We start from the raw sequence: 13,084 nt of genomic DNA, 5'->3' as shown, positions 1-13,084 counted from the left end.
GTTCCACGGGGGACACGGGGAACGGGGAAGCGGCGGAGCCGGGCGGCGGGGGTTGCCCGGCTCCGCTTCTTCATGTCTTTCACGGGGTTCCTGCACGCGGTCGGGCCCCGGCGGCCGGGTTCCCCCTTCCCCGGTGTCCGGGCCTTCGAGCCGGGTTCGCCAGGCGGTCAGGCCGGTACCGGCGGAGGCTGCGCGGTCGCGCCGTCCGCGGCCACCGCGACCGCGAGACGGCTGAGCGCCTCCTCCCTGCCGCACGCGTGCGCGCCCAGGCCCACGTGCCGCGCCACGATCCCGGGCTCGGCGCGCATCAGCCGCCAGCCCCTGCGGAGCAGGAACGGCACCGACTTGCGGCCCTCCCGGAGATCCCGCACCAGCCGTCGGCGGAACGTGGTGAACGGCCTGCCGCGCAGGCACAGCGCGTCCGCGAGCACCCCGAGTTCACGGCAGCGGGCCACGATGTCGGCGGCGAAGACGCCCTCCGCGACGAACAGCGGCGTACGCCCGATGTCCAGCACCTCCGCGCCCTCCCGCGCACTGCTGGCGATGGAGTACACGGGCACGGTCGTACGGCCGGTGCGGCACAGCTCCACGATGGCGGCGACCGCCGCGTCCGCGTCCCAGGAGGCGGGCGAGTCCCAGTCGATGTCCCCGGTCCCTTCCACCAGCGGCAGCGTGGGGTCGTCGCCCTCCTTGTAGAAGTCGTCGAGCCGCAGCACAGGCAGGCCGGTACGGGCCGCGAGCGAGGACTTGCCGGCTCCCGAAGGGCCGGTCAGCAGGACCACACGGGTCGGTGTCGGGGGAAGGCTCACGGGTCACCAGTCTGACGCATTGGGCCGTCCGGGGGATCCCCCGGGACGCGGAGTGGAACGAGCATCACCCCTCAACTACTGTCCGTACGCATTGCCTTACGACACGCATGCACGCACACCTGCGAGAGGTTCCCCCCATGCCACGACACGCGACCGACAGGACCCGGCACGGCCTGCTGCGCGCCGGCCTGACCCTGACCGCGGCGACCGCCGCGTTCGGCGGGGCGGCGACCGCGGCCGCCCACGCGGCCCACAGCCCGGAGGCCGGGCAGGCCGGAGGCGCGCTGCGGCAGTTGACCGAGGCCGATCCGCAGGCGGCGCTCGGGAGCGCCCTGCACCACTCCGTCACCCCGCTGAAGAGCCTTCAGCTGTATCCCCTGGCGAAGACGGGTACGGACCCGCTCACCAACGGAGTCGGAGCGCAGGTCGCCGACTTCCGGCCGGTGCGGACGACCGCCGTCACGGGCGTGCTCAGCGACGGGCAGGCGCTGCAGGACCTTCCGGTGGTCGGGCAGGTGACCTCGGCGCTCCCCAGGTGAGCCCGATGGGGCGGCCCGGATGAGGGGGCCCGTGAGCACCGCGAAGGGCCCCGGCGCGCCGATGACTGCGTGCGCCGGGGCCCTTCGCGGTAGCGCGCGGCCGAGCGCTCGGTACGCCGAGCGCTCAGTACGAGGAGCCCGAGGCGCCCAGCGCGCCCGTGGGGTGCCAGACCGTCTTGGTCTCCAGGAAGGCCGTCAGCCGGCGCGTGCCCGGGTCGGCCGTCCAGTCGTTGTCCACAGTCTGTGGACGGAACACCCGCTTCAGGTTGTCCGCGGCGGCGATCTGAAGTTCCTCGGCCAGCGCCTCGTCCGCCCCGGTGAGGTCGATCGCGTTGACGTCCTGGTGCGCGGCGAGCGGGGCGGCGAGCTCCGCCGTACGGCCGGACAGGACGTTGACGACACCGCCGGGCAGGTCGGAGGTGGCCAGCACCTCGCCCAGGGACAGCGCGGGCAGCGGCGTCCTCTCCCCGGCGACGACGACGGCGGTGTTGCCGGTCGCGACGACCGGGGCGATCACCGAGACCAGGCCCAGGAACGAGGAGTCCTGCGGGGCCAGCACGGTCACGACACCCGTCGGCTCGGGCGTGGAGAGGTTGAAGAAGGGGCCCGCGACCGGGTTGGCGCCGCCCACCACCTGGGCGATCTTGTCGGTCCAGCCCGCGTACCACACCCAGCGGTCCACCGCCGCGTCGACGACCGCGCCGGCCTTGGACCTCGACAATCCGTCGGCGTCGGCGACCTCGCGGACGAACTGGTCCCTGCGGCCCTCCAGCATCTCCGCGACGCGGTAGAGCACCTGGCCCCTGTTGTACGCCGTCGCGCCCGACCAGCCGCCGAAGGCCTTGCGCGCCGCGACGACAGCGTCGCGCGCGTCCTTGCGGGACGACAGCGGTGCGTTGGCCAGCCACTTTCCCTTGCCGTCCGTCACTTCGTACACCCGGCCGCTCTCGCTGCGGGGGAACTTGCCCCCGACGTACAGCTTGTAGGTCTTGAGGACAGAAAGTCGCGTCGCGGCGGAGCCGCCGGTCGATTCCTTAGACATCGAGGTACGCCTCCAGGCCGTGACGGCCGCCCTCGCGGCCGAAGCCCGACTCCTTGTAGCCGCCGAAGGGCGAGGTCGGGTCGAACTTGTTGAACGTGTTGGCCCAGACGACCCCGGCGCGGAGCTTGTTCGCGACCGCGAGGATGCGCGAGCCCTTCTCCGTCCAGATGCCCGCCGACAGGCCGTACTGCGTGTTGTTGGCCTTGGCGACGGCCTCGTCCGGTGTGCGGAAGGTCAGCACGGAGAGCACCGGGCCGAAGATCTCGTCGCGGGCGATCCGGTGCGCCTGCGTGACGCCCGTGAAGAGGGTCGGCGCGAACCAGTAGCCGGAGGAGGGCAGTTCGCACTCCGGGGACCAGCGCTCGGCGCCCTCGGCCTCGCCGGTGTCGGCGAGGGCCTTGATACGGGCCAGCTGCTCGGCGGAGTTGATCGCGCCGATGTCGGTGTTCTTGTCCAGCGGGTCGCCGAGGCGCAGCGTGGACAGCCGGCGCTTGAGCGCCTCCAGCACCTCGTCGTGCACCGACTCCTGGACCAGGAGCCGGGACCCGGCGCAGCAGACCTGCCCCTGGTTGAAGAAGATGCCGGTGACGATGCCCTCGACGGCCTGGTCGACGGGGGCGTCGTCGAAGACGATGTTGGCGCCCTTGCCGCCCAGTTCGAGAGTGAGCTTCTTCGGCGTACCGGCGACGGAACGGGCGATTTCCTTGCCGACCTCCGTGGAACCGGTGAAGGCGACCTTGTTCACGTCCGGGTGGGCGACGAGCGCCGCCCCCGTGTCCCCGTACCCGGGAAGGATGTTGACTACGCCCTTCGGCAGCCCCGCCATGCGGCAGATGTCGGCGAAGAACAGGGCGGACAGCGGGGTCGTCTCGGCGGGCTTGAGGACCACGGTGTTGCCGGTGGCGAGCGCCGGGGCGATCTTCCAGGCGAGCATCAGCAGCGGGAAGTTCCAGGGGATGACCTGGCCCGCGACGCCCAGCGGCCTCGGGTTCGGTCCGAACCCGGCGTGGCCGAGCTTGTCGGCCCAGCCCGCGTGGTAGAAGAAGTGGGCGGCGGCCAGCGGGAGGTCGGCGTCGCGGGTCTCCCTGATCGGCTTGCCGTTGTCGAGGGTCTCCAGGACGGCGAGCTCGCGGGAGCGCTCCTGGATGATCCGCGCGATCCGGAACAGGTACTTGGCGCGTTCGGAGCCGGGCAGGGCCGACCACTTCTCGAAGGCCTTGCGGGCGGCCCTCACCGCGCGGTCCACGTCCTCGGCGCCGGCACGCGCGACCTCGGACAGCACCTCCTCGGTGCTCGGCGAGACGGTCTTGAAGACCTTGCCGTCGGCGGCTTCGGTGAACTCGCCGTCGATGAAGAGGCCGTAGGACGGCGCGATGTCGACGACGGAACGGGACTCGGGTGCGGGTGCGTAGACGAACGGCTGGGGTGTCATGGTCTTCAGTCCACCGTCACGTAGTCGGGGCCGGAGTAACGGCCGGTGGCCAGTTTCTGGCGCTGCATCAGCAGGTCGCCCAGCAGGCTGGAGGCGCCGAAGCGGAACCAGTGGCTGTCCAGCCAGTCCGTTCCGGCGGTCTCGTTGACCAGCACCAGGAACTTGATCGCGTCCTTGGACGTACGGATGCCGCCGGCCGGCTTCACGCCGATCTGCACCCCGGTCTGCGCACGGAAGTCGCGCACGGCCTCCAGCATGAGCAGGGTGTTGGCGGGGGTGGCGTTGACGCTCACCTTGCCGGTGGACGTCTTGATGAAGTCGGCGCCTGCCAGCATGCCGAGCCACGAGGCGCGGCGGATGTTGTCGTACGTCGAGAGTTCGCCGGTCTCGAAGATGACCTTCAGCCGGGCGGCCGTGCCGTCCTCGCGCACGCACGTCGCCTTCACGGCGGTGATCTCCTCGAAGACCTTCATGTAGCGGCCGGAGAGGAAGGCGCCCCGGTCGATCACCATGTCGATCTCGTCGGCGCCGGCGGCGATCGCCTCACGGACGTCCGCGAGCTTCACGTCGAGCGCGGCGCGTCCGGCGGGGAACGCGGTGGCGACGGAGGCGACCTTGACGTCGGCGCCCTGCAGGGCGGCCTTGGCGGTGGCCACCATGTCGGGGTAGACGCAGACCGCGGCGGTCGTCGGCGTCGTGCGGTCGGTCGGATCGGGGTGGACGGCCTTGGCGGCGAGCGCCCGGACCTTGCCCGGGGTGTCCGCGCCTTCCAGCGTCGTCAGGTCGATCATCGAGATGGCCAGGTCGATGGCGTAGGCCTTGGCCGTCGTCTTGATCGAACGGGTGCCGAGCGAGGCGGCACGCGCCTCGAGGCCGACCGGATCGACACCGGGCAGCCCGTGGAGGAAGCGGCGCAGCGCGCTCTCGGACGCGGTCACCTCGGGGAGGTGGGCGCCGCCGGCTCCGCTGCGGTGTGCGGGAACAGTGGTGGGCATGGTCACCAGACGAGCATATCTACGCGCGTAGTTGCTGTATACCCCCGGATACTCCCGGCCGGTCACGGCGTCGCGCGGGCGGCACGGGACCCTCCCCGGCACGGTACGGGAACGGGCTCGGGCAGAATCGCTCCCATGACAAGCCCTGATGAGCCGCAGCCCACCGGAGCCGACCGGGTGTACCGGTCGGGCGGAGCCGTCGCGGGAGGCGTGCTGCTGCTCGCCCTCGGCGTGTGGCTCGGCGGCGAGGCCGTGCTCGCCGGAGAGGGCCGCACCCCCTGGATCGCGCTGGCCGCCCTGCTGCTCGTCGTGCCCGTAGTCGTCGCCTTCACCTTCCGCCCCGCCGTCTTCGCCAACGACGACCGGCTGCGGGTCCGCAACCCGTTCCGCACCGTCGTCCTGCCCTGGGCGAGCGTCGAGGGCGTAAGTGCCGGATACTCCAGCGAGGTACTGGCCGGCGGCAGGAAGTACCAGCTGTGGGCCATCCCAGTCTCCCTGCGCCGGCGCAAGCAGGCGGCGCGGCGGCAGGCGCGGGACGCCGCCTCCGACGTCTCCGGCCGCACCCGCGCCGGCACCGGCGCACAGGGGCCCCTGCGGGCCCCCGCCGACCAGCACGTCGACGACCTCAGGGAACAGGCCGAACGCTGCGCCTCCCTGCCCGGCGCGCAGGGCGAGCCGGTGATCCGCTGGGCCTACGAGATCATCGCCCCCGCCGCGGTCGGCGCGATCCTGCTGGCCGTCCTCCTCGCCACGCGCTGACCCACCACCGGACCGCCCCCGCGCCCGCACCGACACGCGATCGGGGCCGCCCCCACAGGCCGCCGGGTCGGGTCAGATGCCCGCCGCGGTGGAGAGGTCGGTCTTGAGGGCGGCGAGGAGGGCGTCGGCCCTGGCGCGGGCCTCCGGGAGCGCGCTGGGGGCGGCGACCGGGACGATGACCTCCAGGTAGCACTTGAGCTTGGGCTCCGTGCCGCTGGGGCGGACGATGACGCGGGCCTCGTGGGTGCCGGACAGGCGGTAGCGCAGGCCGTCCGTCGGCGGCAGCCGGTCCGTGCCCCGGGTCAGATCCTCGGCGGTGGTGACCGTGAGGCCCGCCAGCGCGGCCGGCGGCCGTTCGCGGAGCCTGCGCATGGCGGCGGCGATGACCGACAGGTCTCCGACGCGGACGGACAGCTGGTCCGTCGCGTGCAGGCCGTGCTCGACGGCGATGTCGTCGAGCAGGTCCGTCAGCGTCCGCCCCCGCGCCTTCAGACCGGCCGCGAGTTCGGCGACGAGGAGGGCGGCCGTGATGCCGTCCTTGTCGCGTACGCCCTCGGGGTCCACGCAGTAGCCGAGGGCCTCCTCGTATCCGTACCGCAGACCCTCGACGCGGGAGATCCACTTGAAGCCGGTCAGCGTCTCCTCGTAACCGAGCCCGGCGGTCCCGGCGATGCGTCCGAGCAGTGAGGAGGAGACGATCGACTCGGCGAAGGTGCCGCGGGCGCCCCTGCGCACGAGGTGTTCGGCGAGCAGCGCGCCCACCTCGTCGCCGCGCAGCATCCGCCAGCCGCCCTCGGCGCCGGGGTCCGGGACGGCCACGGCGCAGCGGTCGGCGTCCGGGTCGTTGGCGATGACGATGTCCGGGCCGTGCGCGCGGGCGGCGGCGAAGGCCAGGTCCATCGCGCCCGGCTCCTCCGGGTTGGGGAAGGCGACGGTCGGGAAGTCGGGGTCGGGCTGGGCCTGTTCGGCGACGACGACCGGGGCGGGGAAACCGGCCCGTGCGAAGGCGGCGAGCAGGACCGCGCGGCCGACGCCGTGCAGGGGCGTGTAGACGACGCCGAGGTCCCGGGGCGAGGCGGGGTCGAGGATCCCCGCCGCCCGGGCCAGATAGGCCTCCAGGACCTCCTCGCCGAGGATGTCCCAGCCTCCCTCTCCGGAGCTCTGCCCGGGAGCTGTCCCCGCGGCGCGCGGCACGTCCGCGAGCGAGCCGATCGAGGCGATCTCGTCGGCGATCAGCGCGTCGGCCGGGGGAACGATCTGCGAGCCGTCACCCAGGTAGACCTTGTAGCCGTTGTCGCGCGGCGGGTTGTGGCTCGCGGTGACCTCGACGCCCGCGACCGCGCCGAGGTGGCGGATCGCGAAAGCCAGGACGGGGGTGGGCAGGGGCCGCGGCAGCAGCGCGGCGCGCAGTCCGGCACCGGTCATCACGGCCGCGGTGTCGCGTGCGAAGTCCGCCGACTTGTGGCGGGCGTCGTAGCCGATGACGACGAGACCGCCGTCGTGGCCCTGGTGCTTCAGGTACGCGGCCAGTCCGGCCGCCGCCCGGACGACCACGCTGCGGTTCATCCGCATCGGGCCCGCGCCGAGTTCGCCGCGCAGGCCCGCCGTTCCGAACTGGAGGGTCCCGGCGAACCGCTCGGCCAGCTCGCCGAGCGCCTCGGTCTCGATGAGCTTCGCCAGTTCCTCGCGGGTCTCCGGGTCGGGGTCCTCCTCCAGCCAGGCCCGCGCCCGGTCGATGAGGAGCCGCGGGTCCTGCGCGTCCCGCGCGCCGCCGGCGTCCTGAGCGTCCTGAGCGTCCTGCGTCACGGTGTGTCCCTCTCGTCTGTGGTGCGCGTGCACTCCGCCCGCGGCGGGTGCCGCCCGCCCACCCCTTCATTCTCGAACCGTCCCCGCGTCACGGGCAGGTACCCGCGGGGCGGACGGGCATTGCCCGCGGTACGGCGCGGACGCGGCCGGCCGGGGGCCGGCCCCCGGCGTCAGATGCGGCCCAGCACCTGTCCGAGCAGCGCTCCCATGCGGCTCGCGGAGTCGCGGCCCGCCTGGAGCACCTCCTCGTGGTTGAGGGGCTCGCCGCTGAGACCGGCGGCCAGGTTCGTGACCAGGGAGATGCCGAGCACCTCGGCACCGGCCTCGCGGGCGGCGATGGCCTCCAGGACGGTGGACATGCCGACCAGGTCGCCGCCGATGACGCGGACCATGTTGATCTCGGCCGGGGTCTCGTAGTGCGGGCCGGGGAACTGCACGTAGACGCCCTCTTCGAGGGTCGGGTCGATCTCCTTGCACAGGGCGCGCAGGCGCGGCGAGTACAGGTCGGTCAGGTCCACGAAGTTGGCGCCGACGATCGGGGAGGCCGCCGTGAGGTTGATGTGGTCGCTGATCAGCACGGGCTGGCCGGGCCGCATGCCGGGCCGCAGGCCGCCGCAGCCGTTGGTGAGGACGACGGTCTTGCAGCCGGCGGCCACCGCGGTGCGGACACCGTGGGCGACGGCGGCCACGCCGCGGCCCTCGTAGTAGTGGGTACGGCCGAGGAAGACCAGGGCGTTCTTGTCGCCGATCGCGTAGGAGCGGATCTTTCCGCCGTGGCCCTCGACGGCCGGCGGCGGGAATCCGGGCAGCTCGGTGACGGCGAACTCGTGCGCGGGAATGCCGAGCGCGTCGACCGCGGGTGCCCAGCCGGAGCCCATCACGAGGGCGACGTCGTGGGTCTCGGTGCCGGTCAGCTCGCGCAGGCGCGCGGCGGCGGCATCGGCGGCGGCGTGGGGGTCGCCCTGGATGTGGTCCGGAGTAACAGATGCGTTCACGTCGACGAGGGTAACCGCTCACGCCCTACGCGCGTAGATATCTCCGTGCACGGTGTTGCGATTGTTGCCTTGCGGATACCTGGACCCAGGAGACCGGCTCATGGATGCCCGGCTGCCGGAGGCCGGATCCCGTGAGGCGTCAGCAGGGACGCTTCCTCAGCTCCATCACATAGTCGTACGGAGCTCCCGCGGACTCCGCGGCATCGGCGATCTCGCCCAGGTACCGCGCCGAGGGCAGTCCGCCCTCGTATCCGTTCAGGACGTACACCCAAGCGGCTTCCTCGCCGTCCAGCGTGTGCACCCGCACCCGCATCCGCCGGTATATGTCCAGCCCGACGCCCTCCCAGCGGTCCATGGAGTCCTCGTCCATGGGCGCGATGTCGTACAGCGCGACGAAGACCTGGGACCGCGGCGCCTCCACGATCGTCGCGAGCGAACCCTCCCAGCCCATGTGCTCACCGCCGAAGGTCAGCCGCCAGCCGTCGAGCCAGCCGGTGCCGCGCAGCGGGGAGTGCGGCGCCCGGCGTGTCATCAGGCGTGCGTCGAGGTTGCCGGCGTACGCGGCGTAGAGCGACATGGATCGAGGGTAAAGGAGAGCGGCGAGTGGTTCCTGTGGTCCTTGCCACGTCCTCGTATTCCCTTCACCCGCATCCCCTCGCTCTCCTGTACGTCGTACAGGAGCCCCAGGCGCGAAGTGACGGGACGGGTGCGGGACAATGGGGTATGTGACTCGGATCGTGATCATCGGTGGCGGACCCGGCGGATACGAAGCGGCGCTGGTCGCCGCGCAGCTGGGGGCTGAGGTGACCGTCGTCGACTGCGACGGTCTGGGCGGGGCGTCGGTGCTGACCGACTGCGTACCGTCGAAGACGCTCATCGCCACCGCGGAGGTGATGACGACCTTCGACTCCTCGCACGAGGAGCTCGGCATCATCATCGCGGACGACACCCCGCCGCTGGAGCAGGCCGCCCGCGTCGTCGGCGTCGACCTCGGCAAGGTCAACCGCCGTGTCAAGCGCCTCGCGCTCGCCCAGTCCCACGACATCACCGCCTCCGTCACCCGCGCGGGCGCCCGCGTCGTGCGCGGCCGCGGCCGGCTCGACGGCATGCAGGCCATCGACGGCTCCCGCAGGGTCGTCGTGCGCTCCGCCGACGGCTCGGAGGAGACGCTGACGGCGGACGCCGTGCTCATAGCGACCGGCGGGCACCCGCGCGAACTGCCCGACGCCCGCCCCGACGGCGAGCGCATCCTCAACTGGACCCAGGTCTACGACCTCGACGAGCTCCCCGAGGAACTCATCGTCGTCGGCTCCGGTGTGACCGGCGCCGAGTTCGCCGGCGCCTACCAGGCGCTCGGCTCCAAGGTGACGCTCGTCTCCTCCCGCGACCGCGTGCTGCCGGGCGAGGACCCGGACGCCGCCGCGGTCCTGGAGGACGTCTTCCGCCGCCGCGGCATGAACGTCATGGCCCGTTCCCGCGCGGAGTCCGCCAAGCGGGTCGGCAATCGCGTCGAGGTCACCCTGGCCGACGGCCGGGTCATCACCGGCACGCACTGCCTGATGGCGGTCGGCGCGGTCCCGAACTCCGCGGGCATGGGCCTGGAGGAGGCCGGGGTCAGGATGAAGGACTCCGGTCACATCTGGACCGACAAGGTCTCCCGTACGACGGCCCCCGGCGTGTACGCCGCCGGCGACGTCACCGGGGTCTTCGCGCTCGCCTCGGTCGCCGCCATGCAGGGCCGCATCGCCATGTACCACTTCCTCGGCGACGCGGTGGCACCGCTCAACCTCAAGACCGTCTCCTCCAACGTCTTCACCGACCCGGAGATCGCGACCGTCGGCTACACCCAGGCCGACGTCGAGGCCGGCAAGATCGACGCGCGCGTCGTGAAGCTGCCGCTGCTGCGCAACCCGCGCGCCAAGATGCAGGGCATCCGTGACGGCTTCGTCAAGATCTTCTGCCGCCCCGGTACGGGGATCGTGGTCGGCGGCGTGGTCGTCGCTCCGCACGCGAGCGAACTGATCCACCCCATCTCGATCGCGGTCGACAACAATCTGACGGTCGAACAGATCGCGAACGCCTTCACCGTGTACCCGTCCCTGTCGGGCTCGATCGCCGAGGTGGCGCGACAGCTGCACACGCGGAAGGCGGGCGACGGAGCGTAGTCCCCGGCGCCGTCGCGGCGGGGACCGGACGACGCGGCGGGAGCGCGCCCGGAGCGCAGCGGAGGACGCCTCGGGAGGTGCCCGTACCGGTGCGCCGTCCGGGGTGTGACGTTTCCTTCCGCGACCGGCACGGCCGTATACCACTGGCCGACCGACCCTGAGCGCAACTTCTGCTATTCGACGCAAACTGCTGAAAACTTCCGGCTGCGCAGGTTACTGTCAGTTTCGTGTTCGCTGCAGAACGTCGCCAATTGATCCTCGAAATGGTGCGCGCCAACGGTGCCGTGTCGCTCCGTGAGCTCGCCCGCGTCGTCCAGACCTCCGAAGTGACCGTACGGCGGGACGTGCGGGCACTGGAGGCCGAAGGACTCCTCGACCGCCGGCACGGCGGTGCGGTGCTGCCGGGAGGATTCACCCGGGAATCCGGCTTCCCGCAGAAATCCCTGTCCGCGACCGCGGAGAAGACGGCCATCGCCGACCTCGCCGCGGGCCTCGTCGAAGAAGGGGAGGCAATCGTGGTCGGCGCGGGGACGACCACGCAGGAGCTGGCCCGCCGGCTCGCCCGGGTCCCCGGCCTCACCGTGGTCACCAACTCCCTGCTGGTCGCCCAGGCCCTGGCGCACGCCAACCGGGTCGAGGTGGTGATGACCGGAGGCACCCTGCGCGGCTCCAACTACGCGCTGGTGGGCAGCGGGGCCGAGCAGTCCCTCCAGGGCCTGCGGGTCTCCAGAGCCTTCATCTCCGGAAGCGGGCTGACCGCCGAGCGCGGCCTGTCCACCTCCAACATGCTGTCCGCGAGCGTCGACCGGGCGCTGGTGCAGGCGGCGGCCGAGGTCGTGGTGCTCGCCGACCACACCAAGCTGGGCACCGACACGATGTTCCAGACGGTGCCCACCGACCTGATCACCCGGCTGGTCACCGACGAACCGCCCCCGCACGACGACCGTGCCGCCACGGAGTTGCGGGCACTGGCGGACCAGGGGGTGCAGATCACGGTCGCCGGGGCCGCCGCCGGAACCGGCAGCACCCCGGGTCCCACCGGAGGACCGGGCGCCGGGACGGGCGGTGACGTGCCGACGGGGCGGCCCCGCCGGGACGTGCCCCTTCCGGGTCAGCGCCGCAGCCATGTCCCGGCCCCGGGACCGCAGTTGCGCAGTGCGAACGCGTTCGCCGCGGATGCCGGCGAGCGTGAACGCGAGCGCGCCCGTGTCGCGGATCTCGCCCCGCGCCGCCGCTGACGGACCACTTGCCACGCGTTCTGACGGCCGCCGGTTGTGACGGCGCTGTTGTGACGGCCGCCGCTTCCGTGGGGCAGCGGCAACGACGGGTTGCCACCCGGTCACCCGCCCACGCACGCGCGGGTCCGCGACGGCCCGCCCACGGACCGCCGACAGTGCCTCGCTGTCGCGGTGGTTGACGGGCTGTCGCCCGCGCCACCCGGGCTCTTGCCGGGCCGGCCCCTCCGACGGGCCCGGCTGCGCGTCATGATCCCCCGCCCACGCCGCAGCGGCGGTTTGCCCCGGCCGGACCACAGCCGATCGTGAAGGGACTGGTCAGGCGGTCATTCGGCTCGGACGGCCCTCGCCCGGGCCTCGCCCCACATGCCGGCCGGCTCTGCGTCGCGACCGGCGGCCGAGGTCTCGGGGATGTGCCGCCGCGATCGCTGCGGATGACGGCAGGACGACCTACGCCCTTGTCCGATCGCCGGGCCGACGGCCTGCGCGCCGGTCGGCGCTGTGCGCGTGCCGTCGTCGCGCCGACGGCCCTGTGCTGTCGTGGTGGTGACGGTCTGCCGTCCGACCGCCTGCCACGCCCGGCCGAGGCCCGCGTCGGTCGGCCGGGTGTCAGACGGACTCGGACCTCAGACCCTTCAGGGTCAGCGTCAGGAGGCGGTCGGCGAGTAGCGGGTCGTCGGGGGTGTCCTCGACGGCCAGGGCGATGGCGTTGGTCAGTTTCAGCAGGTCCGAGATGGAGACGTCGCTGCGCACCGAGCCGGCCTCCTGGGCCCGCGCCAGCAGCGCCCCGCCCGCCTCCTGGAGCGGCAGGCTGCACCGCGTCAGCGCGGAACCGCTGTCGGGCGAGGCCGACATGAGGGCTCGGGCCAGCCCGCGGTACTCACTCGCGTGGGTGACGACGGTCCGCAGCCACGTCACCAGCGCCTGGCACGGCTGCGGATCGTCCTGCAGCTCCCGGGACCGCTGCAACAGCGCCACCAGGGCCTCCTCGAACACGGCGCTCATCAGAGCCTGCCGGTTCGGGAAGTGCCGGTACAGCGTGCCGATCCCGACGCCCGCACGCCGTGCCACGTCCTCCAGCGAGGCGTCCGTACCGTGCTCGGCGAACGTCGCGCGGGCGACGGCGAGAAGCCGGTCGTAGTTGCGGCGCGCGTCCGCTCGCAGAGGGCGCGCCGAGGTGGCCGAGGTGTGTGCCGTCCCGCTGGTCATCGCCGCAGTCCTCCCTGTACCTGCCGTCCGTCCAGCATGCCATTGCCGGGCGCGTGGCCCCGCCGTCCTCCACGAACCCGGGGCCGCGAACCCGGGGC

General features: G+C 72.6%; 12 protein-coding genes. 4 read left to right on the top strand and 8 right to left on the bottom strand.

Features of this window, described 5'->3' with window-relative positions:
• Window positions 1–167: 167 nt before the first annotated feature.
• Window positions 168–809, bottom strand: coding sequence for an ATP-binding protein (locus GUY61_RS24855; RefSeq protein WP_166632472.1), 642 nt, complete (start codon window positions 807–809; stop codon window positions 168–170).
• Between the two features lie 137 nt (window positions 810–946).
• On the opposite strand from GUY61_RS24855, the gene GUY61_RS24850 reads away from it, so the two are divergent.
• Window positions 947–1,348, top strand: a complete 402-nt coding sequence (locus GUY61_RS24850; RefSeq protein ID WP_166632471.1) for a hypothetical protein — start codon at window positions 947–949, stop codon at window positions 1,346–1,348.
• Between the two features lie 124 nt (window positions 1,349–1,472).
• On the opposite strand, the gene GUY61_RS24845 is transcribed toward GUY61_RS24850, so the two are convergent.
• Genes GUY61_RS24845 through deoC form a run of 3 tightly spaced genes read right to left on the bottom strand, consistent with a single transcriptional unit; the run spans window position 1,473 to window position 4,817 of the window.
• Window positions 1,473–2,390: an aldehyde dehydrogenase family protein gene (locus GUY61_RS24845; RefSeq protein ID WP_166632470.1), complete on the bottom strand. Its 918-nt coding sequence runs from the start codon at window positions 2,388–2,390 to the stop codon at window positions 1,473–1,475.
• A complete protein-coding gene (locus tag GUY61_RS24840; RefSeq protein WP_166632469.1) occupies window positions 2,383–3,822 on the bottom strand; it encodes an aldehyde dehydrogenase family protein in 1,440 nt (479 codons plus the stop codon). Before GUY61_RS24840 ends, GUY61_RS24845 begins: the two co-directional genes overlap by 8 nt.
• Window positions 3,823–3,827: 5 nt before the next feature.
• Window positions 3,828–4,817, bottom strand: coding sequence for a deoxyribose-phosphate aldolase (gene deoC, locus GUY61_RS24835; RefSeq protein WP_166632473.1), 990 nt, complete (start codon window positions 4,815–4,817; stop codon window positions 3,828–3,830).
• A 135-nt stretch (window positions 4,818–4,952) separates the two neighbouring features.
• On the opposite strand from deoC, the gene GUY61_RS24830 reads away from it, so the two are divergent.
• Entirely contained in the window at window positions 4,953–5,576 is a 624-nt protein-coding gene (locus tag GUY61_RS24830) for a PH domain-containing protein (RefSeq protein WP_166632468.1), read from the top strand.
• Between the two features lie 72 nt (window positions 5,577–5,648).
• On the opposite strand, the gene GUY61_RS24825 is transcribed toward GUY61_RS24830, so the two are convergent.
• From GUY61_RS24825 to GUY61_RS24815, 3 genes are all read right to left on the bottom strand, one after another.
• Entirely contained in the window at window positions 5,649–7,313 is a 1,665-nt protein-coding gene (locus tag GUY61_RS24825; RefSeq protein WP_313896839.1) for a phospho-sugar mutase, read from the bottom strand.
• Between the two features lie 239 nt (window positions 7,314–7,552).
• Window positions 7,553–8,377 carry a purine-nucleoside phosphorylase gene (locus GUY61_RS24820; protein ID WP_166632466.1) on the bottom strand — a complete coding sequence of 275 codons (825 nt, stop codon included), beginning with the start codon at window positions 8,375–8,377 and terminating at the stop codon, window positions 7,553–7,555.
• Between the two features lie 139 nt (window positions 8,378–8,516).
• Window positions 8,517–8,954 carry a gamma-glutamylcyclotransferase gene (locus GUY61_RS24815; protein WP_166632465.1) on the bottom strand — a complete coding sequence of 146 codons (438 nt, stop codon included), beginning with the start codon at window positions 8,952–8,954 and terminating at the stop codon, window positions 8,517–8,519.
• 139 nt (window positions 8,955–9,093) lie between these two features.
• On the opposite strand from GUY61_RS24815, the gene GUY61_RS24810 reads away from it, so the two are divergent.
• Both GUY61_RS24810 and GUY61_RS24805 read left to right on the top strand, forming a co-directional pair.
• Window positions 9,094–10,542 carry an NAD(P)H-quinone dehydrogenase gene (locus GUY61_RS24810; RefSeq protein ID WP_166632464.1) on the top strand — a complete coding sequence of 483 codons (1,449 nt, stop codon included), beginning with the start codon at window positions 9,094–9,096 and terminating at the stop codon, window positions 10,540–10,542.
• A gap of 263 nt (window positions 10,543–10,805) precedes the next feature.
• The gene (locus tag GUY61_RS24805; RefSeq protein ID WP_243766732.1) at window positions 10,806–11,780 is read left to right on the top strand and encodes a DeoR/GlpR family DNA-binding transcription regulator; all 975 of its coding nucleotides are present in this window, start codon (window positions 10,806–10,808) and stop codon (window positions 11,778–11,780) included.
• A 606-nt stretch (window positions 11,781–12,386) separates the two neighbouring features.
• On the opposite strand, the gene GUY61_RS24800 is transcribed toward GUY61_RS24805, so the two are convergent.
• Window positions 12,387–12,986, bottom strand: coding sequence for a TetR/AcrR family transcriptional regulator (locus tag GUY61_RS24800; protein ID WP_166632462.1), 600 nt, complete (start codon window positions 12,984–12,986; stop codon window positions 12,387–12,389).
• Window positions 12,987–13,084: the final 98 nt, after the last annotated feature.

The sequence above is a fragment of the Streptomyces sp. GC420 genome, assembly GCF_009916105.1.
Classification (GTDB): Bacteria; Actinomycetota; Actinomycetes; order Streptomycetales; family Streptomycetaceae; genus Streptomyces.
The sequence above is the reverse complement of the archived record's forward strand: the minus strand, read 5'-3'. Positions and strand labels throughout refer to the sequence as shown.